Raw genomic sequence first — 25,199 nt, 5'->3', positions numbered from 1 at the left:
GTTAGAGATTCGGAAGCGACTCCTGAGTATCTCGGTACGCGGTTCCCTCGGTTTGAAGGGTGAGCATGTGGCGGTAAATGCCATTGGCTTCTAAAAGTTCACGGTGCGTTCCACGTTCAATGATGCGTCCTTGATCTAACACCAAGATTTGGTCAGCGTGCATAATGGTGCTCAGCCGATGCGCGATAACAAATGCAGTGCGACCTTGCAGCAAATTTGCAAGGCTCTGCTGAATGGCTTGTTCGCTTTCACTATCAAGATTGCTCGTTGCTTCGTCTAAAATCAAAATCTTGGGGTCTGCAAGAATTGCACGTGCGATGGCGAGACGCTGGCGTTGTCCACCTGAAAGTTTAACGCCTCGTTCGCCGATGATCGTATCGTAACCCGCTTGCGTCGCAATGATGAATTCGTGCGCTGCCGCTGCACGTGCTGCATCAACTATCTGTTCGTCGCTCGCGTTGCGTCTTCCATATGCAATGTTCTCTGCGATCGTACCATCGAACAAGAACACGTCTTGCTCCACGACGCCAAGCAAACGCCGAAAGCTGTGAAGCTGAATCTGCTTTAAATTAACGCCATCTAGAAAGATATCACCGCCCGCTGGATCGTAAAACCTAGCAATCAGATTGCAGAGAGTCGTCTTGCCGGCTCCACTGCGTCCAACTAGGGCCACGGTTTGTCCCGCTAGCACGTCGATATCGATATCTTGAAGGATCCATTGGTCGGATTCTGGGTAACGAAAGCTGAGTCCGCGAATCGAAATGGCACCTTGAACGCGAGCACGTTCAACAGCAGTCGCACCAGGTGCGTCGGTCATTTCAGGCGACATCTGCAGCAAGTCCAGTACTCGATCGAGTCCTGCGAGATTATTTTGGAAGGTCGTCGCACTGCTAGCAAGTGTTGCTATCGGACCCAGCAACATCGTTAGGTAAACCAAAAACATCATCAATTCTCCTAGCGTAAGGCTGCCATTGAGAATCTGCCATCCGCCGTAAATCAGCAGCAGTGTCGAGGAAAGCGGAATGAGCACTTCCCATACAATTTCAATCAATCGTGTCTTCCACCACACCATTAATTGCTGACGAATGAGCATGTGATTGCCGCGCACAAATCGTCCAGTTTCGCTTTTCTGCCGTGCAAACGTCCGCACGACTCGGATACCGGCAAAAGTCTCTGTCGCATTCGCATCGACTCCTTGACGTTGGCTACGTACGTCGCGATACAAAGGACGAATTGAGCGAATCCAAGTCCGGTGCGAGAAATAGACGGCTGGCAAAAGCAAAAACGCAGATGCCATCAACCTCCAATCAACGAGAACTAAAACCAACAAGCTGCCGATTAACTGTACGATCGCTTGCGTTGGATTAAACAACATGCTGAAGATCAGCTCTGAGACGCCGCCCGCGTCTTCGCGAAGCAGACTGGTAACTCCGCCGCTCTTGAGCTTGTAGATGTTGTGTAATGGCAAGTCTAACGCATGCCGAAAAACGCGCTGCCGGATGGAAACTGCAGTTTGATTGACTGCTTGTGTGGCGAGCCACCGGCACGTGAGATGAACGACGGTTTTCAGCAAAGTGACCGCTACGACACAGACTGCGATCCACGACAAAATCTGCATCGGCGACAGACCAGCAGTGAATGAATCCATCCAGCTGGGCAACGGCAAGGGCGGCTTGGTTAAAACGCTGTCGATTGCCAGCTTTGTGCCCAGTGGCGGAAGCAAACCCAGCGCTGTTGAAATGACGAGTGCTAGAAGACTCAAAACAACTTTGCGCCGATTACCCTCTAACAACCGAATGAATTCAAAGAATAGCGTTCTAAACGACCGGATTCGCGCTGGCTTTTTTTCGCCCGACGAGGAATCGTGACTACCATGCGGATGCCCAGCAACAGCGGGCTGTTTTTCACTGCGACGTTTTTTTACCTGGTCGAGATACTCGCGAAAACGAGCTTTAGAACTTAGTGTCATTCGGTCAGAGCCTGCTTAACGTCGTACGAAAACAATCCTTTTTATCATAGCGGGGTGTCGAACCGAAGATGCTAAAGCTGTTCCGTATTGAATTAACCGAAGGCGAGTTCGTATCCAACCAGGAAAATAGCCGCGTCCACGATTCCGTGACTAAGCCACGGACCGAGCAACGTACCATGGCGACGATACAGCCACGCCCACACAATCCCGCCAACGGCAACACCCAGCGAAGCAATTGCGGTCCAAATGCTAAAGAAGCCAAAGTACCGCGAAAGGACCAAGATGTGATGCAACATGAACCCAACAGAGGACAAACCGATCGCAGTTTCGACTGAGACTAATTTGCAAAGGTTGCCAAACACAAACCATCGCCAGAAATATTCTTCGAGCAGACTGTGGACGAACGCATAACCCAAGGCGACTGCTAAATATGCTGGCAGGGTGGCTATACCTACCTCCTGCAAGCGAAGTTTGACTTCTTGTTGCGGCGCATCCATTACGCCCATCGGAACCAACACGAATCGGTTAAAGCAATAGATTGTTACGCCGATGGCTAGGCCGCTGCCAAGTCCCAATAAAAGACTGCGCCGATACTCGGGGTTGCAACTAACAATCCAGTTACCCAGTAGGTAAAAAGCGAGAACTGGAAGCGAGAATTGGATCGTTTTTCCGATCGAGTACGCTGCCTTCTGAAAAATTGGCGGTTGCCCAGCCAATGCTGTGAAGTAGATCCATGTCACGAGTGTTGGAAGTAGCAAGCCTGCAACAACAAACATCCATCGCAGGTTGGTCGAACTTGTATCGGCAGGCGTCGCGGGCGGCGAAGTGATCATGATGCGTCTTGTATGCAAGAAGTGTTCGTTGATCGAGTATTAACGGTGAATCGCATCAGCTTGAAGCACTACGATAGCTGAGCAATGATTGTCGAAAAATCCAACGGCTCACGACGAAGCTTGCAATCGTAGCGACCAACGCAAAGCCAATGAGCATCCAGTCTTGCTGAGTGGTTGGAACAATTGGTTGCGCAAGCAGCCTTGCCGGGACATTTACAACAACTAACACAGGTATTATGAACGTGAAGATAAAATAGAGCGGCAACCCCCATCCTTGCTGATAGATCTCCATGGGATAACGCGAAAAGTTGGTGATGTAAAACCAAAAATCGTAAAGACTTTGATTGCGGCCGAGCCAAATGCTGGTTGCGGCCAGCGAAATCATCAGCGAATACAAGATAACGACTCCGCAGCCGACGTACACAATATAGAGCGGCACAGAATACCATTCCAAGCCCCACGCTGGATCTTGTCGTGTCGTCAAATGAGCAAGTCCCCAGCCTCCAATCCCAATCCCAACAAAGAGGTTGGACAGAGACGACCAGCTGATCTTGCGAAACGAAATAAGGAACTGCGTGTCGATCGGTTTGAGCATGGCAAAATCCAGCCCGCCGGTTCGAATCAGCTCGCTGAACTCTTCTGCATTAGGCATAAAGAAGGTCTGCACGATTGAGTTAATGATCCAGGTCGTTCCCAAGAATACAAAAAACTCATATTGTCCCCAACCGCTCGCGCTGCCGATACTTTTGGCATGATGAAACACGATTAGGTAGAAGCCAATATTCATCGCCGTCCAACCCATACTCGAGATCATGTCGAGAACAAAATTGGTACGAAAGCTCAATTCGCGAATCAGAGAATTCTGTGCGAACTGCAGCCAGACTCGAGTATAGGACGGCCTTTGGTTGGACTCACGCATGACGTAGATCTATTGCTTAAGGAACGAAGCTCGGTTCGCCGTAAAGTTTTACGCTGCTGGAAGTCCCGCGGCTCGTCTCCAAGCGCTCAATTGTCCCAAGTGCATCATCATGTGCCCGCTGACATAGAAGGCATGCATGGCTCCAATCGTGGGAAAGCGACTAATCGCTGCAGCGTTGCGATTGGGTTGCTCGAAGGCAGAATTGTCTATCTGTTTAAGAACCGAAATAGCAGCTCTGTAAGCTTCAAAATAAGTCTCGACGACGCGTCCCATTTCCGGGTAAATCGTACCGTCAGGATCGTCGACGCAAGAAGCGTCCTTGGAATACACTTTGGCGAAATCGTCTTCCATCGCGAACGAACCTAACTGCTGCCCAAGGTCTTCGGCAATCTTCTTCGGATAAAGGCTAAGATGCCCGAGTATAAAAGAAGGATGATTCGACTGTATTACACAACCGTTTGGAGAAGCGTATCGAGCAAAAGCGTCACTGGTAATCCCAACAAGCAGGCGTTCGGTATAGCTGAGCGATTGCGAGCAAGAGTAGGAGATTGTTGTCCCAAAGTGCATAAAGACCTTTCATCCGCCATATCCACTGTAACGCTGTAGGCCGCGTCGATAGGCAAATCGAGTTAAGAAAATAAAAAACGCCGTCCAACCAAAAAGCATAACCATATCTCGCACCAAATCCCAGCCTTGGATCTTGCCGAGAAACACTGCTGCTGGAAAATACGCCATGTACTTGAACGGCAAGAATGACACGGCCGATCTCCATGGTTCAGGCATAATGTCGATGGGAAACATATGACCTGACAAGAAGAACGAGAATAACATGTAAACAAACAGCAGGGACGAGACTTCTAAGAACCAGAAGCCAATGAGGCCAATCCATGCTTCCAAAAAGAAACCTAACACAAAAGCCATCACCAACGATACGAGAAACGCTGCAAACGTTGCCGGGTCGGGAAATGGCGCAGTAAAGTAACCTCGGCAGAGATAAAACACGATGGCGAACGGAATTGTCGCAACAATGTAATACGCCAGCTTATGCGCGATTCGCGAAATGAACATAAACCAGACCATATCGATTGGCTGCACCAAAAACTTCTTGATGTCTCCCTCACGGATCTGTCTCGCGATGCTAGTTGCGAGTCCCGGCATGCTTGAAAACGCACGACCGAGCATCGTGATGAGATAATAAGCAACCATGTCGGAGAATGAATATCCGACGATTGACGCCTGCGATGGATCGGAAGGGTTCAAGCTTTCAAAAATTGCCCACCACAGAAATATCTGTGTGATGATTGGCAGGAATCGCATCAACGTGCCGATTGCAAAATCACCGCGGTAAACGAGCCTTTCTTGCAAAGCGATTTTTAATACGATGTAAGTCGTCTGCCAACGTTCTGATAAGGTCGGCGTTGTCTCAAATTCCGTTGTGCTCATTGACTGCCCACCTTATTGAAAAGGTTCGCAATCACTTCTTCCAATGGCGGGTCTTCAACTACAACGTCCGCAACCGTAAAGTTAGCCAGAATTGCAGCAAGACGACTTGCAACTTCACTTTTCTGAATTCGAAAACTGACGCGAGGCAACTGAACCGATTCAATTTGGCCGAAACGCTCTAATCCTTCTTCTGATTGCAAATCGGGGATTTGAAGCGTAATGATTTTCGAACTACTGAAACTATCAATTACGCCGGAGAGCGAGCCGTCGTATTGGATGAGGCCGTCTGCAATTACAACCACACGTTTGCAAAGTGCGGCGATATCCTTCATGTAATGGCTGGTGAGCAAGATCGTGATCTTGCGCTTCTCTTGGTAATACTTGAGAAATTGCTGAATATTATGCTGAGCAATTACATCCAGTCCAATCGTAGGTTCATCTAAGAACAGCACTTCCGGCGAATGCAACAACGCTGCAGTAAGCTCCATCTTCATGCGTTCGCCTAACGAAAGCTCTCGCACGGGACGCTGCATAAGATCCTTAGTGTCCAACAGCTCTGAAAGCTCCGTCAACGTTGCATCAAATTGACGAGCATCGATACGATAAATCTGTTGATGTAAGCGGAACGATTCTTGAGCTGGCAGATCCCACCACAACTGGTTTTTCTGCCCCATCACCAATGCAAACCGGCGCCGATACTCCAACGGTCTTTCCCAAGGTACGAACCCCATCACAGTCGCATGACCGCTTGTCGGATAGATCACTCCGCTCAGCAGCTTGAGAGTCGTTGTCTTGCCAGCGCCATTGGGACCCAGAAATGCGACGAACTCCCCCTGCTCTACTTGCAAGCTAACATCGCGAACTGCATGGACCGTTCTGTATTGGCGATTGAAGAGCCCTTTAATAGAATCCCGCAGACCTTCTTTTTTCTGAAAGACGCGGTACGTTTTTTCTAGATTCTTGATGTCGATCGTGGGCATGGTCATGGTCCAATAAAACCATTTTACAGCTGACGCAGCAACGACACGCTGCAATGCTGCAAAATGGTTGATAAGAGGGTGACATGATGCTAGCCGGAAGTCCCGAGATCGACTAGACCTGCCAACGCAACGTGACAAAAACGGCCTGCATCAGCATATCAGCAAATGTTGATGCTTCGTTGGCCGTTTTACGTTGATTCGTTAATGAGCTCACGAAACCGTTGGGCTTTGCAAGTTTCGATCGAGCGAAGGTCGCGACAAGACTGCCGTTGCGACGATAAGCAAGATTTGGCTCGCGACAAAAATCGTCAAAATAAACAACACGCTCTCGGTAAACCCATAGCTATGCAGTCCGATGCCGAGTTGGTTGGTTCCGAACCAACTCCACGCTGTCATAATATTGCCGCCGATAGCAAGCAAGTAGAAGCCACGTTCCGCAACCATGCGGTCCCAACGCGCGTGCAACAGAATCGCATTCCACATTACGATCATCAAAGCGCCATTCTCTTTCGGATCCCATCCCCAGAACCTGCCCCAAGAATCATCCGCCCAGAGTCCGCCTAAGACTGTGCCGATGAAGCTGAAGAACAGACCGAAGCACACGATACCGTAGCAAATCTTATAAAGGATTCGCTGCTCGGCAAACAGCGACAGACGTTTCTCGGAACCCTCCGGAGCTCGCATGGCTACGATCCGATGAATAATCGCATAAATCGCAATAAACCCAGCAAAGAATGTCGCGGCATATCCCAGCGTAATGCATTGCACATGCGTCGTGAGCCAAAACTGGGTATCCAATACAGCCTGAAGCACGGGCATGGTGTCGCTAGTGTCTAACCCCCAAGCGACCAACAACGTAAGTACACCCAACGCCGTTCCGACTAACACTCCCAAGCGAATTGGATAGATCGCTTCAATAACAAGTCCCGCAAGAACTCCCGCCCAACCAATGTAAACGGCTGACGAATACAAGTTGATCACGGGTGGACGATCCGAAATGTAAATGCGCATCACGATCGCAGCGGTATGAACCACGAACACTACTGCGCAAATCCAAAACGCACTTCGGCGAAATGGCTGGCGGAAAAAGATGAAGCTGAGCAATGTCAGTACAAACGCGATGATATAAAAGACAATCGCCTGCATGAACGGGTTAAACTTGTTGTACCACGCCTCAAAGTCGACCTTCTGCTGCACGCCCTGCCCTGCAGGCAGTTCGGAAACAAATCGCAAGTGAGCAGCTAAAGCCTTCTGGGCGTCCAATTGCGAGCCTTGATCGTACTCTTGGAAAAGCTTGTAAACCGAGCGTGTCGCTGCGTCATCGAAGTCGGTCTCTACAAAGGCCGCCTTTTGCATATCGAATACGGACGGATTCAATGCTCGCCATCTTTTTTCTTGTTCAGTCGCCTTCTCAAATTCTTCGGCATCTAACATCGGGGGAACCATGCCAGCCACATCGCTGGAGTCAATCGACTGCATCTGACGCTGTAGGGCAATAAACTGTTGGCCGAGTCGCGTTACATCGTCCTCGGACATTTCCGCGGTCGGCATTGGGATCGGTGTCGCGCGATAAGCATCCGCGGTCAAGAACAAAAGGTTGAGCTTTGAGTAAAGTTCAAGTATCTTGCGGTCCTTAAAACTGAGCGACTCTTGCGCAAGTCCCTCGCCTCCGTTTGCTTTCGGCTGAAGCAGCAATCGTACTCGCTCTGCTTCCTCTTGGAACTGCTCGAATCGCGGCTTGAGCTGATTCAAACTGTATCGATGCTTCAACGGAGGACCGAGCAAGCCTTCGGCCACTCCACCACTTTCTTCAGGATTTAAGTCGAGTAGACCACGAACTTCTTCGGCATCAATTCGAAAGACCATTGCATCCAGATAAATCGGGTCGCCATTGGCTAGCGCCATGAAAAATTCGACAGCACTGAGTTTGCGATTCTTCTGGGCCGCGGGATCGGTGCTTGCAGGATTCCCCCTGATAACGGTGTAGGTTTTACCTGAGAGCGTCTGCAGAAATCTTCGCGCAACAGAATCGAGCGGCATAATGCGCCCCTCGCTTTGCATCGGTATCTTTCCAACCGCATACCAATCTGCGGTTCCCCCTTTTGCCTTACGAGGAATCGCTTGCGATAGAAGAGTGCCCGCTACGAGCGCCACCACGATCATTGGAAGCAGCCAACGCGAAATGCCCGTCGCCCGAGGTGGCCCAATGCGGACAGGCGTACTGCTAGTCGCAGGCTTGTAAGGCTGAGCCGGCGATAAGTCATCCATATCTTTCACGTTGGCTGGATCGTTGACTTCACGGTCAAAGCGGCTCGCGAACCTTACAAAGGTTTGTCCAAAATGGGCGAACATTCCGAGCCCAGCAAATACGCACGCCAAATAAGGCACCAGCCAACCCGCATTGGTTACAACTTGCAAGCCCGTGGTGGGAACGCCGACCATTCTCTCGTTAAAAAATTCGCTTTGGTAAAACGTCTCGCCATCGAACCGCATCGGATTGTTCATCCATATGCGACTTGACTGGCTTTCGTTCGATACTGGATTTTGGATCTTTACGTAGCTTGAATAGTCTCGCGGCGTTTCTGTACCGCTGTAGTTGATTTGTTGTACGTCTTCGAGCGTGATTTCGTAGGGTTTATAGTTTCGTCGATAGCGCAACGCCAGTTTGTAGTTCTTGCCATCCAGTTCAATCGAATCTTGTATGTCATCTTCTGTTTTTATGTAGACCTGCGCGGCATCGTTTGCTTCCTGAGCGACCAAATAGGTGTCGATAACTTCTTTTGAAGTCCGGTCAATAATGCTGACGTAAGCGGCGGCTAGATTGGTGCCCGATTTCGCCGCGCCCACAGGTGGTACTTTTCGAGCGTAAGCGTTCTGTCCGATTCCCTTGGTGGCTGGATTATCAACCACGCTTGAATCAATCGTCGATAGCTTGGAATTGATCATCCAGTCATCAACGCGGATATCGAAGGGCAAGAACTCACTCGTCAGCGCTTTACCTTTCCCTGCGACACTGATGAGCATGTCTTGGTCAATCGCTACATGTTTTTCATTGCCATTGGGAAGTGTTTCGATGATCGCGAGTTCAACTTCATCTTGAGTGAACGCCAGATTGCTTGTTTCACCCTTTTGCAGAATGATTTTCTCTTCGTACTGTCGATCACCAAAGACGAATTGTCCTAACATCAAGAGGCCAACGGCGAGATGAATTAGCACATTGCCGCCGCGTTTTCCAAACAAAAGGTTTAGCCCAAAAAGCATAATGATGCCGGCCACAAGACTCTTGAATAGTTGCCAAACAATTCGCAGACCTGCTGGCGGAATTTGATAGAACGCAAAAAAGATGGCTAACGATATCAAACTAGCTATCCCGAGTCCCAACACCCATTTCATCAACGTCGTTTTTGGAGGTTGGAAGATAAACAGGGCGGTTAGCCCGGCTGCCGTAAGGTAGACGCTAGCTACTGTCAGCATCCATAAAGATTCATACGAAATTGGCGGCTCGCCTTGTAAGCCGTTAACGGCATGAGCATTAAGGATTACAAAGGTTGTTACGCCAAGTCCGAACAACAACAAGCCCAAGCCAACATAAAATTTTGTTCCCTTGGCGTGCATCGAAAACCGAGTTAACTTTGCAGCGATCAGATTGATTAAAAGCACCAAACCAATCGTTGCACCGCCCGGCATTGGGATCAAAATATCGGGTCCAGTATGTTGGCCAAAGATTGTGACAGGTGCGAACACGTGGTGCGGAACTAGCGCGATCCACGAATTGAAGTAGATGTTCTTGACATCAACTAAAGTTTGTTCATCTTGCGCCAGCGTACCTACGAAAAGAATCAAGATCGAAAACGCGAACATTGTCACTGTGATTTTGAGCGAACCGAGCAGCGTCAACGCTCCCCAAATCGCTCCAGTGACTGACGAGGCTGAAAGTGGCAAATCGCTGCGTGAAGATAAGCCCGCCGAAGCGTTTGTAACTGTTCCACTGGCCATTACTTTATGCCTAACAAGAAAGTGGTTGGAAATGTCTGTGTTGGAAGGTGGGTAGGCTGGCGGTATTCTACCACTGCAGGGATTCGATGAACGTCTCAAGCTTGGCTGAATTCTCAAGCACAACCTCTGTTGAGCCAGTCATTTTTACAAATAGCTTGCGTTGCGATTCGGCGTCTTCGCCTGAGTTGCTTTCTGGGAAAATTGCGCCCAAGATAGCCCTGCTGGATTCGCTGTCGTCGTCGACAACCACCCGATACAGCTTGCCAGTTCGGCCATCACCGGCGGTAATTTCTGTTGCGCTGGAGAGAATTGCGTCAATCTTTTCTTTCGGCGTGATCTCTTCTTTTCCAACGGAATTTGCCCATAGCTCGATAATGCTCGCCTCTTCGCCGCCCGCGAAGACCAAGCTAACTTCGGCGGCGTTTTCCGATGCATCAGTTTTAAGCGAAGCAACGCGAATCGAATTTGATTTAGTTCCATCGTCAACCCAACCTTCGGGAACAACATATTTTACACGAGCAGCATCGCCCGCTCGTGAAGAGCTGGCTGTTGATCCGCCCTGTTCAGTTGGAAGTTGGCTGTCGAGAGACTCATCCGATGTGCCACTAGCATCATCTGCGGTTAAAGTTGTTCCAGCAGCCGGCGAAGGAGTGTTCGTACTGCCCGCTCCCATCATGCCTTGCATGAAAGGACCTCCCATGGCGGGTTTCCCGGCTGACGTACCGAGATAATTGACAAGAAAAATCGGCGACTCATCCACAGCACTCGAAATTTGGCGAAGTTCATTCTCAGTTTCGTCCGCTATAGCAACCGGCGGCAGACCCAGCTGACCTCGCCAACGATCAAGATTGCTTTGGACCGAAGCAAGCCACTCATCGCCCGAGCCTGGCTTTGATAACGGCGTGACAGTCATCGCACCATCAAGACCGGCCATATCAGGTGGCGACAGCGTTGCAACTGCGAAACTGCTGCCAGGTCCTCGAGTCCAACCTTCGGGAGTATCGAATTCAATGTTGCCACTCGCGTCGAGCTTTAGAGATGTGGCGACCGATTCAACCTCGTCTAAATATTCTACTGTAACATCAGGTTCGCCCATGAGCTTGAGAAAAATCGACTGCGTACCCAGCGGTACGATAGCGCCGACCATTCTCTTTGGGCCAGCTTGCGCAGTGGTATTTGTTGTCGGCTGCTGATTGGGTTTGCGGACTTCGACTTCATAGACGCGAATCATCGGATCGCGATCGCAGCCCACCAGACTGATCATGATCAAACCACCAATAAAGGCAACGGAGTTGACCGTGTTACTCCGGCGCAGTTTTCCGTTTTTATGCCCGGAAAGTTTGAGAAAGCGATGCAAATAGGATAAGGAGCGAAATGTTGGCATAGGAGCGAAAGGTCGGCGTGAGCTTATTTTGTTGTTAGTTGCGGATCTAGTAAGCACATTGCAAAGCGACTCAATCGACGATATGTGCTCACGAGATCTCGGCAAAATCGAAGAGTTGGTTCGTCAAAATTGTCGCAGTGGGCAAATGCATGACGTAGGCGGGAGCTAGCATTCGGTCCCCAGGAAACTGTCGCCGTGAATATTCAGCAACAGTAGCGTCTACGTTGGAACAATTCGCGGCGTTTGCTAGCCACGGCACATTATGACGCAAAATGACAAATTCAGAACCGCAAACGGCACGATTTTGCCCGCTGCAGATGACAAAATGTGAGGTTTTCGCTCACGGCGACCCGTTTATTGCTCGCCAAACGGGTTCATTTGCCGCACCTGAACGCGTGCTACCCAATGATTCGGTATTTTCAGTCACGTTGCGAGAATCGCTGTTTGAAGACAATGGCTGCGGCGCACGATTGCCGCGGTTCATGCGTGACTGGAATTCAGAGGAGTAGCGACTTGTTGACGCATCATAGCTCGAGTCGCCTTGCGTGGTTGCAGACGACAACCGGGCAACACGACTTGAGTCAGAACTTTGTAGCGTTGCGAGCATCTTTTCGCTTTCCGACAGCCGATTCGCCAGCAGTTTGTTGCGATCTTCAAGCTCGTCTGCACGCTTCTTCTGAGCACGGAATTCGCTGAGCAACCTTTCGCTTTCAATCTGGTACTGCATCATGCGTTTAGACTGCGGCCAATTTTGACAACCTGAAAAGCATGCGACCAGCACGCCGACGATGCTCAACCGCAACGTCATTTCAAGGTTTCTTTTTAAGTGGCTACGATCAAGCACGGCAGTCATTCCAACAAGCAAAGTTCTAGCACGTAGAAGCTTTAACAATTCTGCCAAAATTTTCCAAGATCAATTCTGCGCACGTTTCATCTCGACTTGATCCGTCTGGGAGAAATCCGAACTGGCATCGAGTGGTGGCTTGGTACGTTTTTGAAAGTAAGCCAGCATTGCAGGTAGAAAAAGCAAGTCACCCAGCAACGCAGTTGCGATTGTCAACATGCCCATCGTCACAAAGACTCTGGTATCACGCGCTTCGCTCGTCAGCGCGGTGCTAAAGCCCACGACAAGAACTGTGGTCGTCATGATCAGTCCGGTTCCGACTCCCACAAAAGCGCGACTGATTGCTTGGTCAACATTGCCTCGAGTTCCGGCAAGTTCGTCTCGATAACGCGTTAAGAAATGAATCGTGTCGTCCACTGCGATCCCCAAGCAAACGGTAAACGCACAAACACTCACGATTTCTAAATATTTCCCCGTTACGACTAACAACACACCGGTTGCAGCCAGTGGAAACACATTGGGGATAACCGAGATTAATCCGATTCGAACACTTCGGTATACGACGGAAAGAACTAAAAAAATAACGAGGGCTGCTGTGCCCAAGCTGTATGCTAGATCGAGGACAATGCGATACAAATTCCGCCATCGCCATACCGCATTACCATCTAAGCTCAACTGGAAGTTGGGGTGCTGAGATTGAATGACAGACAGCCCTTGCTCAATGCGTTGAAAGGTATCATTGTATTGAGCGATGCCAAGATCTTGGACGCGGAATCGAGCTTCTGCATACTGATACTCTGGAGTGTAAAAAGCGCGTTTCAACGGCGGCGGCATAAGCTCAAGCAGCGACATTCGATCGGCCATCGCGCCTGTGCCAGGAAGTGCTTGAACAAGATTATAGATCGAAAGTGGCGAACCGATCAGCGACTCACGTGCAAGTACCTCATTCACCGATGTCATGACCAGCCCAAGTTCAGCGGAATTGGCGGGAATCTGTGAATTCCATTGAACGGTCACCGATCCCGTGTCCATTCCACCTAGTTTGCGGTCGATCCTCCGCAGTGCAATTACAGCTTCTTCGTCATCCGGCAGCATACTAGTCTGACGCTCGTCCGGTCGCAGCGCGGTACATACGGCAAGCAAGCCTGCGGTCACAAAGATGGCTGACCAAGCAAAGAAGGCTTTGCGCGCGACGACAAAATCGACCAATACGGAGATCCGCTCCAAGTTTTTGTCGACTAAGTTTTTGCCGTAACCTGTTGCGACGGTATTGCCCAAACGTGAAGCGCACAGCAACGGAATCACCGTCAGAACAGAGACCAGGGTTAGAGTCACACCGATGACACAACACCAGCCGAACTCGCGTACAATCTCGTGATGAGCCAGTGCGAGAGAACTGAAACCGATCGCTGTCGTAAGCGACGTCAGAAAGCACGCAAATCCGACATCGCGCATACCGTCTGCAGCAGACTCCATATTCGATTTGCCTGCAGCGCGATTGCGTCTGATCTGAACCATCATATGTACGCCGTCGGTGAACCCGACCAGCGATATCAAAACAGGCAGGACGGCGCTGTTGAAAGGGTTGTCGTGTAGATCAAAAAAGTGCAATGTCCCCAAGGTCCAGTAGACACCTAAAATCGGAGCGGTTGCCACAATGATAACGGCAGATATGCCTCGAAACAAAAAGACAGCCATTAAGAGAATGACGCCGTATCCGATCAACTGATAACGCATCTCGTTGGATTCGTGCGCACTGGCCGCAAGCAAGCGTAGCGGCGTATCTCCCGTTACGGAAAACGAGATTTTCGTGTTTGGATATTTCGCCGCAACGTCTGCTGCCAAGTCTCGCAGGTTGTCGGTGAAATCCTTGTCAGAATCGATCAAGAACCAATCGATCTCGATCATAAATAACAAAACGGTGCCATCGAGCGATAGAAGTTGACCGCCGATAAGCGGATTGGCAATCGCCTTGGCGCGGGCCGCATCAAATCGCGTCTGAGACGCGGTTTTTCGCGGGAAAACCGGTTCGCTGAGTCCGAAGATGTTCAGTGGCGGGGTGTCTTCCAGCCAAACAACGTTCTGGACAAACTGAAGTTCTTTGACGCTCTGCAAGACCTCACGAAGTAACTCGGCACACTCGGGTGTGAAGAAGTTGTCGCTTTCCGCAACCAGGATTACTCCGCCTGACCCGTAACGAAAAGGCTCTACGTCGGGCGGTCGCTGAATGCTCTCTTGATCATTCTTTGGTAAGAATGGCTCGGCCACATGTGTCTGGGCAAACAAGTCTAAGATAAGTTCGGGCTTGAAATTTCCGATCGTCGTTATGACGGTCAGTGCAATAACGAAAAGCCATGTTAGCTTAGGAAAAGCAAGCACCGGTTGCACAAATCGCGCAAAAGCTCGCTCTTCAATAGTCCGTCGAGAATGGGGTAAAGGCATTATTACAAAGCACGCCGTGCCGCAATGTGCCTCGCGAATTCATCTAAATCCAGTACGCCATCACCGTTTCGATCAATTGCAGAGAATTGATACATTAGAAACGCTCGCGGCGATTCGTCTTTCGTAACTCGACCATCCTTGTTCCGATCAAGCTTTGCAAGTCGCTCTTTTGCAAGCGGCAACGCTTTAGTAACGAGATCTGCGAAACGAGTGACTTCTGTTTCACTCAGTGAAGATTCGGCGACAGGTTCAGCTATGGTAGCTACCATGCCTTCACCTTTAATTGGCTCCGCAACGGTTAAAAAGACGATTGCCATCTCTTCCCAAGTCTGGTCGCCCCATGTGACAAACTCGTGTGGAGCTGGATTGTTAGGATTATCGCTCGAATTATCAAACGTCGCCGTCAAGTCGATCGACTCCATGTTTGACATCGGAAGTGGATGTTTGTAAACGTAGTTGTGCTGCCAATTGAAATCGTAGTGAGGCACATGCAAAAGCGACTGAGCCTGACCATTTGTAGTGGCCGACAAAGAGAACGATTTCCCACGCACATGCATATGTGGTGTGACCGCGAGTAGAGTTGCCTGAGTCGGAATTCTCGCAACACTTCCGTGCACTTTGTGCGATGGCGAATGCGGCGGAATTTCAAAATCCTGTTGAATTCCGGCAATCGAAAAGACGTTGTGAGTGACGTTACCAGAATCGATGAAGTCCAGAGCAATTCGCGTTAAGTCGCTTTGCGGTTCGCCGTTGGGCGTGTAATGCATCTGGAAAACGAAGTGTGAACCAGCGCGAATTCGCTGAGCATGGCCGGCTGGTAATTCAAAGGTCTCTTGGCCTGGTACGTAGGCGCACAAGAGTGATATATCTCGAAAGTCTTCATCGTCAGGCGGACGCACGAAGACAATCACATGATGAACGACGGAGCGATTACCAGGGATGACCTCAGCGAGTTTCACCCATCTGTCTTCTGTGAACTTCGGATCAACAACAAAATACTGGTAATCGACGACGCCGTCGGCAGGCACGGCAAAGGGAACTTCTGCCATCGGCAGGATAAGTTCTCTATTCTCGTCTTCTGCAACAGACTCACTGGGGCCTTCGGCCGACGGCGTGCTGGTAGGCTTGCCTTGCGGCATTCCCGCTTCAACCCATTGTCGGAGAAGAACTTTATCTTCCGCCTGCATCGCACGCGCATTTGCGAACTCTACCGAGTCGTCGGCATGCCAAGGCGGCATTCGATGTTGATCGATGACCTCAAGCATCATTTCACCCCAACCGACTACATCGTCGTATTCGGTCAACGCGAACGGCCCGATTTCTCCCGCCTTATGGCACTCAACACAGTTCCTTTCCAACACCAGTTTTATATCCTGATGATACGTTACTTTGGAGTTTTCCGAAGTTACGTTTTGAAATGTAATTAGGCAGCCGACAGCAGGAGTTTGTATTTCAAAATCATCGCCATTTACAAGCAGTTGATCAAGAGCAAGTCGTAAGTCATCCTGAGTTGGCTTGTCTCTTGCGGTTCCAGGTTGGTACTGATTGTCGATTCGCCCTCGATACCGAATCCTCAAATCTTTGTCGACGACGAAGACTTCTGGATTACGAGTGGCCCGAATGTCACGAGCGATCTTCTGATCATCATCTTTCGCCACAGGAAAAGCCAAGCTTAAACGTTGAGCAAATTCTGCTAGCTCGCTTTGAGTATCCTGCAGATTGCTGTCGAGGCCTATAAACTCAACACCGCGGTCCGCATAATCATTTGCGATTTCATTCAGCCGCGGCGCGTACAGCCGACAAAGCGGACACTCGGTTGCTAAGAAACAAATTACGGTGAACTTTTGCTCGTCCGACTGTTTAAGTTCAACCGTATCCCCATCGGTAGTAACGACAGAGAAGGCATCGATTCCGAAAAGAGTCTGATTAAGCGAAGAACGACCAAGCTTTGAAGGTTGACCAGCGACGGTGTTGACCGCGGAAGAACCTGACTTGATGACCGCTTGCTGCTCCGCATTATCTACGGACCAAGCGAGTTCAGGTGACAAGAAAAGCCCCCAAAGACTTACAGTCAGTCCAATTCGAAGTATTACTTCAGACACGCAACTTCCCTCTTTCCATGACTCCATCGGTACCGAAAACGGATTCAAAATGAATGCCAATATCGGCGGAACACGGTTAGTATATCGGAAAGCGGCGCAAAGGCGAAAACGATTTAACGAAGCAATGCCGACATGTTAAACGCGACTGAAGGAGCCGTTCATTCAACGAAAAAAGGCTTCCATTCGGAAGCCTTTATTGATTGCTAGCTAGCGTTTGACCGCAGTTTAGGACGAACTACCTGGAAGCGATTTGGCAATCGCATCGGACAACCAGCTGTTCATATCTGCATTTGAGTCTGAAGCTGCGGCCCACATGTTGCGAGCAATATCGGTCACGAGAATTCCGGACAGGCCTAGGAATAGTATTGTCGTTAGAAGTAGCCCGACCTCCCACCAAGAGAATTCGACACTTGGTCCAGCGGAATAGCCAACGGGTGTCGGTTCCGAATCGAAGCCGACGGCTGCATCTGCGTCGTCGAATCCGACCGCGTCGTTGCCATCCAAACCGCCAAAACCGTCTGGGGCAACGCCAGCGAAATCGGCAGAGTCCTCAAGTTCAATTACTTGTGATCCGCTGTCTTCTTCAAAATCTAAGCTGCCGGACGGAGATAGCTGAAAGTCTTCTGCAGATGCGAAATCGATACCGCTGATCCCAGATGCGCTCCCTGAAGCAACACCACTGGCGCCGGCATCGCTACCGCCGCTGCCAATTTCGTCGCTGCCCAAACCAAGTCCGCTAATGCCGGTACCTGCCAAATCAAGCGGTTCGTCTTCCAGCGAAAGACCGCTATCAGAAGGACTTGTTAAGTTAATTCCGCTTTCGGCTTTCAGAGCTAACGCACTGTCGCCGCCCAGAACAAGGTCGCTCTCGTCGTCATCAAGTTCAATATCAGGATCGCTGTCACCACGGATTAGATCACCCGCTCCACTGGACCCACCTTTGGCATCCGAAACGCCAGCAAGGACGTCGGATTCGGCTGATAGACCGCCGATGCCACTGGCGGCATCGCTACCGGTGCTGCTGAGTCCTTCGAGGTTCAAATCGGATAGCAGCAAAGAGCTGCCTGAATCCCCTTCGCTTGGAAGTTCGAGAACTTCGTCGTCGTCCGCTGCAGGAGACGGGGCATTCTTGTTCACTAATCGTACGCCCGATCCGCTACCGGGATCTGCAACCAAACCAACATCGCTGTTTAAAGATATTTCATCGGAGTCTTGATCGTCGCTGAGCTCAAGATCGCTATCGCCGTCGCTGGAACTGCCACCGAGCGTGCTTCCGACCTTGCTGCCCGCTGATCCAACTGCTCGTTCTGAAACGAGGATGCTCGATCCACCTGGATCGTCATCGAGCACGTCGCCCGCCAATTCGCTGCGAACGCGTTCAATTTCTTCTGTCTTAAATTTCCAGGAACTGCCGTCGCGAACACCGAAAATTTCCCCGCGAGACCGCATCTCTTTGATTTCGTCGACGGAAACATTCAGCAGCTGCGCTGCGTCTTCCAATGGGATAAAATCAGCCATATTGCTCGAACGTTGTTAACTAAAAGGTCGCGAAATGAGTGGCAGTAGGATGCCCGTTAGGTACGCGCAAGGCATAATCGGGCCGCTGTAAGCCTAGTCCAAGAAATGTACATTTTCCACGGAATAACCGTTAGAAGTTCGCAGATTTTGCTCCGCCGAGACTTATTATAACGACCATTTCTCGATTCCCGCAACAAATGCCGCGGTAACTCGGCCCCGAAAGGCCTGGCCGTCCAGTGGCGAGTTACGAGAACTACTCAGCGTCGATGCTGCCGAATAGGTCCATTCTCGCTTGGGATCGATCAAAATCACGTCTGCCGGAGCACCGATCTGAAGCGTACCAGCCGACAGATTCATCAATCTAGCCGGATTCGTGGCCAACTTGGCAATCGCCGCCGGCCAGTCGATCACACCCTCGCCGATCAGAAACGTTGCAACTTGCCCCAAAGTCGTCTCCAACGAAGTCATCCCAAACGGAGCAGCGTCAAATTCCTGCATCTTTTTTTCCAAAGCATAGGGCCGATGCCCGCTGGAAATGATGTCGATGGTCCCATCTTCCAACCCAACACAAATGTCGCGGACATGCCCCGCTGAACGCATCGGCGGGTTAATTTTGCAATTCGAATCAAAACTGCGCAGCAGTTCGTCGGTCATATGCGTATTTGCGATGTGAACGCCAACACTGAACTGAATCTCGCGGGAGCGGAATCGCCGGCAAATATCGACGCTGCCGGAAGTCGAGATACTGCTGAGATGCAGCTTGCCACCGGTCGCTTCGACTAGCCGCAAGTCACGCGAAGTTGCAAGATCCTCTGCTTCCGATGGCATTGGCGACAAGCCTAGCAGGAGTTGCGTAAGGTCTTCATGCATAACCCCGTTACCGGAGAGGCTCTGCAATTCCGGGTGTTCAATGATCGGGCGATTGAACATGGTGCAATATTCGAGAGCTCTTTTGAGCAACGCCGTATTTTCAATGGAAGATGGCGCATCGCTCAGCCCAACCGCGCCTGCTTCAAAGAGTGAGCCAATCTCAGCCAACTCATCACCTTTACGCTCTTTGCTGACGCATCCAAGAACATAGACGCGCGCTGAGTTACATCGCGCCGCGCGTTGCTGCACGAATTGAACTGTGGGAGCAGTATCGATGGCAGGCAGCGTGTTGGCCGAACAAACAAGGCTGGTAAAACCACCTGCTAAGGCCGCCATAAGTGCTGTGTCGATCGTCTCGTCTTCCTCTCGACCAGGCTCTCCAAGTTCCGTTGCAATGTCGACAAACCCAGGGCAAAGGATCTGGCCCCGTGCATCACGTCGAGTGCAATCTTTTGGTAGGTCACCATCGCTGGGATCGAGAGCTGTAATAACACCATCAGCAATTAATAAGCGACCAGTGCGATCAAGATCGGAGCTTGGATCGATTATTCGAGCGTTTTCTATGAGCAACGATTTTGGTGGCATTAGGCGATGCAGTCGTGAGTAACTGTGTGTTTGGTGTTCAAATTGTTTGGTCGATATAGAAAGATGTTAAGAAGTTTTCTCGGCAGCTATCATTCCAAGCTCCGCTTTTACATCGTTCGGCACTGCATCTAGCAGCAGGGATAATGCGGCCATCCGAATCAATATCCCATTGGACACTTGTTCGAGAATTACCGAATGAGGACCATCGGCAACTTCCGGAGTTAGCTCGACACCGCGATTGATTGGACCGGGCGCCATGATAAGCACGTCAGGCTTTGCTCGCTTGATCCTCGCGTTTGTCATCGCATACAACAGCGCGTACTCGTGTACTGACGGGAAAGCGCGACTGCGTTGACGTTCAAATTGAATTCGTAGCAGATTCAAGACATCACAGCGATGCAAAATTGCGTCAAGATTATAAGCGACGTCGACTCCGATTTCTTGCCATCGTTTGGAAACGAGCGTCGGGGGGCCGCACACAATCGGCTTCCCGCCAAGCTTAATCAGGCCCCAGATGTTCGAGCGAGCGGTTCTTGAATGGGCAATGTCTCCAACCAAGGCCACGGTAAGGCCCGCAATGGACCCTCGATGCTGGCGGATTGTAAGTATGTCCAGCAAACCCTGGGTCGGATGTTCATGGGGGCCATCTCCAGCGTTCAAAACCGAGCAGTTCAAGTGCTGCGAAAGCAGATGCGGCGTACCTGGGGTGGCATGACGAACAACAACGGCGTCAACTCCCATGGCTTCAATCGTCTTGGCGGTGTCGATGAAGGTTTCGCCTTTTGCGACACTTGAACCAGATGACGAAAACTCGATCGTATCGGCTCCTAACCGCTTGGCTGCGAGCGAAAAGCTATTTCGTGTCCGAGTGCTATTTTCAAAGAACAGGTTCGCTACCGTTCGTCCACGTAACCAGTCTAGCTTGGTCCGTCCTTGGTCCGTCTTTTTTCGCAAGTACTCGGCCAAATCTAAGACCAGCGTGATTTGTTCACCGGTTAAGGACTCGAGATCTAGTAAGTGGCGACCAATCATAGCGTTTTCTCTTGTGTTTTCTGATTTCGGCAAGATTGTCCGCAAACGAAGAATTCCAGCAAGAGGCCCTGAATGTCTGAAGATTGCGAATGGGGCAATTGGGCGGGCTGGGAGGGCTTGCGAGGTTGCGCGGAGATTTTCGAGCGTTAAAGAATTTCTAAAGTTCTTAAGATTTACTGAATTTGAAGAGGCAGGACCGCCGATAGCAAGATAAACCAGTCCACTCTCTTATGGGAGTGATGCTACCTACTTTCGCAATCTTGAGCTGCCATGAACCGAAAAAGAGTTTCCGTCAAAACCGCTCGAACAGTACGCAATGTGGTGCTCTTGGCAATGCTGGCAGGCAGCTTCAGTGGCTGTGCCAGCGTTATAGGCAAATACCGAACAAGCACCGAACATTTAGATACCAGTCGCTTAGCAGCCGAAGGGTACAGCCTGGACGCCGACGGAATTCTTAAGGCCGCGGACGCAACGCCATCATCCAGCGGCTCACCAACCGTCGTGCTTGATATTCGTAATGGCGATCGCCACATGGAACGGATTCCAATCAGCCCTGACAAGCCGCTCTTTATTGAAGACGTGATCAAAGACGCCAAGCTCGTGAGCCGGTTGGGCAAGATTCACTGTTCAATTATGCGTCAAACACAACCTTCGATGCCCGCCGTACGAATGGATGTTGGATTTGACTCAAGCGGACGAAACGTCATGCAAGAACAAAACTACGCATTGCAACCAGGCGATCGTATCGTAATCTCCAAAGACAATACCTCCTGGCTAGACAAAGCCCTGAGCAGCATGAAGAAATCGATCTAATGGAAATGGTGGAGGAGTGTTGAGTACGTAGTGTCACGTTTCGAAGTGGTTGTCACCTTTTTAGCAGTCTACAGCTTCTATCTTTGAACCCTTAATGAGCTACGAAGGTTTTCTTCTTGACCCCACGAGCTCGACTCATGGGTGGATGAGTTTTGAAATTGGCAGGAGAATGAGGTCAGAAGAATAGATCGCTGCCTTCATTCTTTTCATTCTCCTGCCTTCATTCTTTTGCCTTCATTCTTTTGCCTTCATTCTTCGCTGCATCTCGAGCTACAAAGTAGCGGCATTCAATAGCCTGGGGTGGAGCTGAGGCACGAAGCGGAACCCCAACACGTCTTGGAATTGGCAGAAGAATGGGGGCAGAAGAATAGATCGCTGCTTTCATTCTTTTGCCTTCATTCTTCGCTGCATCTCGAGCTACGAAGTAGCGGCATTCAATAGCCTGGGGTGGAGCTGAGGAACGAAGCGGAACCCCAGGTTGCCAGACAATGTCAGTCTTGAGCTGCGAAGCTGCGCCATTTATTAATGCAAATCAAAAAGCGAAGCAAGTAAGTTCGTTCTGGTTCGCATTTAACCTCATGCGTTACTGATTCGTAAGTGCAAACTATCCGCCCGCAAAGCAACTAGCGGCGGCTCTTTGGCCGCGAGACTATGCACGACCACTTCTTTCGGCTTCGTTACGCATACTCGCTGGCCGGCCAGCGCTCTTGCCAAAGTACTTCTTAAAATTCCACACTAGATCGCACCACATCGATGCCTCAATACCAAGCCGCTGCAAGATTGGCTTGAGCCCATCCGGAACCGAACCTCGCTTATCGGGCCGCCCCTGACGCCCCGTCCAGTCAAGCAGCGTTAAGTAATCCGCCAGCGACATCGGCAAGAAGCCTTTGCTACTCGCCCTCACTCCAGACTTGTTTGCATAGATTCCCGACGCCTTATGTTCATCGACAGTAAAGACCGCCAACCATGCATCACGCAGAATACGCCCCCCATTCTTTTTCCTCCCCTCGCCCCGTTTCGGGGAGAGGGGTCGGGGGTGAGGGGCGTCCTCAAGCGTATCGCCTTGCACACGTATCACCGCCAGATCTGCTGCCGCCGAATCGATCTGTTCACCCTTCAAAGCCCTGATGCGATCATACGCCGACGTATGCACCGAATCTTCGGGAGTGGCAGCCATCGCTGCGCGAATTGGATTCAAGTCCACATACATGCTACACGCTAACAAGCCCGCTTCGTCGGTGATGCGTTGCGCTTTGAAGCGTCCTTCCCAGAATCTACCAGTACATTTGTCGAATTTGTTAGCCAGTCGAGCGATTGGTTCCGAGAGTGCTCGCATGAACCAAGATAAATCCGACAGTCTGCTGCGAATCAGAGCTAAGCGTACCTTGTCATTGACCAGCGTATCAACATCGGTAGACGTTGGCTCGGCAAGTTGTTCATCGAGTCTTCTGCCAGGAAAAACTCGCAGCCAACGGATAGCCACTTCGCGATCCGACCACGCCGCAACAACATCGGGCCGCGTGCGAGTCACAACATGCAGGTGATTTGAGAGAATCGCATAGGCCAGGATATCAATACCAAAGACACTGGCGAGCAGTTCAAGTCTTCTCCTGATCCATTCGCGACGAAACTCATAGTTTTTCCCGGTAGCCGCATCGACGCCAGCTAGAAAAGCACGTCGGACGCATCGCTGGACACAATGCACGATAGCAACTTCTGCAGGATCATAAGTTTCAGCGCGTGGTGGTCTTGGCATAACAGCTCTCCGTTTGACAAGGAATTCTGTCAACTCAGGCCATCTCTCGCAATAGGTGGGTGGCACGAATGTCACTGTTGCGTACGTAACTGTTAAGTTTCGAAGAGGTTATCGCCTTTTAGTAGTCTAGCCTGGAGGGTCGGTCGCGGCTCCATCATCAAGCGATAACTGTCCCGGCGTTTCTTGACGACGCGCGGCTCCAAACGATCCGGGCGATTGGCGATGCGACAAGCTGCTATTTGCGCCAGCAATCTCACGCTGTATGACAGCCTCTCGGCTTCGCTCAAGTTTAGCATCGCGTTGAGCCAACCAACAAGCACATATTGACATGCCGTCGTAAAACTGATTTCTCGCGGTCGACGCTCATGCAGCGCTGCCGCTCCCGCTATCACGACGCGAATTAGATTGTATGCCAGCATGGTCGTCCAGAATTCTCGACGAACCATCGCGGGGGTTTTACAGCGGAGATGATTCAAGTTCAAAAACGTCTTGATACTTCTGATATCCAACTCGGCATTCCAACGAAAGGAATATAACTCGGCGATCTCTTCAAAGCTCACGCCTTCCTCGCCTTGATCTTGCACAAACGTCGAAATGACAATAATCGAACTTTGCTTGCGCCCCGGTGCACTTATCACGTAACGTAGTTCTCGAAGCTCAATCCTCTCGGGCATGCTTGCGTATTGCTCAGCCGACATCCACGATGGTCGGGCCGGTCGTACCCAACTGACCAAGTGATCGTCCCATCCCAATCGCTTTCCTTTGCGAAAGTCCGTAGGCCGTTTCTGATGCTTGCGGAAGCAAACATGCACACCTCGCTGCATGAGCATAGCGATCAGCCAGTAGTTGCAGAAGTAGCGATCGGCAACCACGACATCTCCTGGCTTGAAAACATCCAAGAGCTTCCTTAGTAAAGCCGTTTCGCCAGTGCCTTTGCCCGCAAAAGGACCGACTGCGGCATCTACCAAACATCCCGTTGCTAAAGAGAGGATGCTTAGCACGCGAGCGATAGGAAAGCCAACACCTGGCTTCTGTGCGGTATGCTGAGGATACTCTGCTTGGTTCTCAGGCGTGTCGGCCATCATGAAGGTAAAGCCATCGATCAAAAAAACGTTGCGGCCTTGCCAAAGCCAAGCGGAATCTGCGTCGCTTTGTGCATCAGCTGCAACTTCGCAGCTCAGCTCACGCAGTGCATGCTCGGAGAGCTTTGCACGTGCGACGCAGTAGTCGCCGGTATCGTGGGTGGGAGCCGGTTTCCCAGTAAGCTGGCAGTAGGCGACCACGTTCGCCACGGCAGCTTGGCAGGCCGCTTCTTTCCCATCGCGTAAGACTTGCCCGATGAAAGCCCACAGCGTAATGGCGGTGGTATAGATACCGCCAAACAAGCTTCCGTGTTTTTGGAACACGGTAGCGATCCGCTCGGGAGCGAGTACTTGCGAGAACGGGAGTCCATCCTGCAGCAAGAATGGTTGCAGTGCATCGGCAAAACTGAAGCTGCGATAGACAGGTCGATGCGATATAGTGCGCATAGAAAAACCTTCCTTGGTTGTAGTTGCAGCTCACCAAAGAAGGTTCTTAGAAAATACGCCAAAGCAAGGGATTATGACTAGATCACTCGCAATGACGATCGAGATTTTACAGAAAATTTCGATCTGCCACTAGACGACTTCTGCGCCGATGGAATTTCAACAGTGCCATTCGTGCCACCCACCT

The 25,199-nt window shown here is 50.7% G+C and carries 17 protein-coding genes; 1 reads left to right on the top strand and 16 read right to left on the bottom strand.

The genetic code is table 11. From position 1 onward, the window contains the following. Position 1: 1 nt before the first annotated feature. From SH451x_RS21490 to SH451x_RS21425, 14 genes are all read right to left on the bottom strand, one after another. Complete coding sequence (locus SH451x_RS21490) at positions 2–1,969, bottom strand: ABC transporter ATP-binding protein (RefSeq protein ID WP_479359192.1); 1,968 nt, start codon at positions 1,967–1,969, stop codon at positions 2–4. A 92-nt stretch (positions 1,970–2,061) separates the two neighbouring features. After that, positions 2,062–2,802: a CPBP family intramembrane glutamic endopeptidase gene (locus SH451x_RS21485; protein WP_479359191.1), complete on the bottom strand. Its 741-nt coding sequence runs from the start codon at positions 2,800–2,802 to the stop codon at positions 2,062–2,064. A 55-nt stretch (positions 2,803–2,857) separates the two neighbouring features. Next, positions 2,858–3,721, bottom strand: coding sequence for an ABC transporter permease (locus tag SH451x_RS21480; RefSeq protein WP_479359190.1), 864 nt, complete (start codon positions 3,719–3,721; stop codon positions 2,858–2,860). 48 nt (positions 3,722–3,769) lie between these two features. Then, positions 3,770–4,288, bottom strand: coding sequence for a DinB family protein (locus tag SH451x_RS21475; protein ID WP_479359189.1), 519 nt, complete (start codon positions 4,286–4,288; stop codon positions 3,770–3,772). 9 nt (positions 4,289–4,297) lie between these two features. Further along, positions 4,298–5,164: an ABC transporter permease gene (locus SH451x_RS21470; RefSeq protein ID WP_479359188.1), complete on the bottom strand. Its 867-nt coding sequence runs from the start codon at positions 5,162–5,164 to the stop codon at positions 4,298–4,300. Next, positions 5,161–6,144 (bottom strand): ABC transporter ATP-binding protein, encoded by a 984-nt coding sequence (locus SH451x_RS21465; RefSeq protein WP_479359186.1) that lies wholly within the window; start codon positions 6,142–6,144, stop codon positions 5,161–5,163. Before SH451x_RS21465 ends, SH451x_RS21470 begins: the two co-directional genes overlap by 4 nt. A 210-nt stretch (positions 6,145–6,354) precedes the next feature. Then, a complete protein-coding gene (locus SH451x_RS21460; protein ID WP_479359185.1) occupies positions 6,355–10,140 on the bottom strand; it encodes a cytochrome c biogenesis protein in 3,786 nt (1,261 codons plus the stop codon). A gap of 67 nt (positions 10,141–10,207) precedes the next feature. Further along, positions 10,208–11,404: a hypothetical protein gene (locus tag SH451x_RS21455; protein ID WP_479359184.1), complete on the bottom strand. Its 1,197-nt coding sequence runs from the start codon at positions 11,402–11,404 to the stop codon at positions 10,208–10,210. A gap of 460 nt (positions 11,405–11,864) precedes the next feature. Next, positions 11,865–12,332: a hypothetical protein gene (locus SH451x_RS21450; RefSeq protein WP_479359183.1), complete on the bottom strand. Its 468-nt coding sequence runs from the start codon at positions 12,330–12,332 to the stop codon at positions 11,865–11,867. Positions 12,333–12,437: 105 nt separating this feature from the next. Beyond that, a complete protein-coding gene (locus SH451x_RS21445) occupies positions 12,438–14,810 on the bottom strand; it encodes an efflux RND transporter permease subunit (RefSeq protein ID WP_479359181.1) in 2,373 nt (790 codons plus the stop codon). Positions 14,811–14,812: 2 nt separating this feature from the next. After that, complete coding sequence (locus SH451x_RS21440) at positions 14,813–16,912, bottom strand: redoxin domain-containing protein (RefSeq protein WP_479359180.1); 2,100 nt, start codon at positions 16,910–16,912, stop codon at positions 14,813–14,815. A 225-nt stretch (positions 16,913–17,137) separates the two neighbouring features. Next, complete coding sequence (locus SH451x_RS21435; protein WP_479359178.1) at positions 17,138–18,430, bottom strand: helix-turn-helix domain-containing protein; 1,293 nt, start codon at positions 18,428–18,430, stop codon at positions 17,138–17,140. Between the two features lie 165 nt (positions 18,431–18,595). Continuing rightward, positions 18,596–19,885 (bottom strand): dihydroorotase, encoded by a 1,290-nt coding sequence (locus tag SH451x_RS21430; RefSeq protein ID WP_479359177.1) that lies wholly within the window; start codon positions 19,883–19,885, stop codon positions 18,596–18,598. A 66-nt stretch (positions 19,886–19,951) separates the two neighbouring features. Further along, positions 19,952–20,917, bottom strand: a complete 966-nt coding sequence (locus tag SH451x_RS21425; protein ID WP_479359176.1) for an aspartate carbamoyltransferase catalytic subunit — start codon at positions 20,915–20,917, stop codon at positions 19,952–19,954. Between the two features lie 270 nt (positions 20,918–21,187). Between SH451x_RS21425 and SH451x_RS21420 the strand changes: the two genes are divergently transcribed. After that, positions 21,188–21,730 carry a hypothetical protein gene (locus SH451x_RS21420; RefSeq protein WP_479359174.1) on the top strand — a complete coding sequence of 181 codons (543 nt, stop codon included), beginning with the start codon at positions 21,188–21,190 and terminating at the stop codon, positions 21,728–21,730. A gap of 649 nt (positions 21,731–22,379) precedes the next feature. Here the strand turns inward: SH451x_RS21420 and SH451x_RS21415 are convergent. Both SH451x_RS21415 and SH451x_RS21410 read right to left on the bottom strand, forming a co-directional pair. Continuing rightward, the gene (locus SH451x_RS21415) at positions 22,380–23,486 is read right to left on the bottom strand and encodes a transposase (protein ID WP_479359173.1); all 1,107 of its coding nucleotides are present in this window, start codon (positions 23,484–23,486) and stop codon (positions 22,380–22,382) included. Positions 23,487–23,578: 92 nt separating this feature from the next. Further along, positions 23,579–25,015, bottom strand: coding sequence for an IS4 family transposase (locus SH451x_RS21410; RefSeq protein WP_479358038.1), 1,437 nt, complete (start codon positions 25,013–25,015; stop codon positions 23,579–23,581). Between the last annotated feature and the right edge of the window lie 184 nt (positions 25,016–25,199).

The sequence above is a fragment of the Njordella aestuarii genome (genome assembly GCF_056494165.1).
Note: the sequence above shows the minus strand (reverse complement) of the source record. Positions and strands in the feature narration are given on the sequence as shown.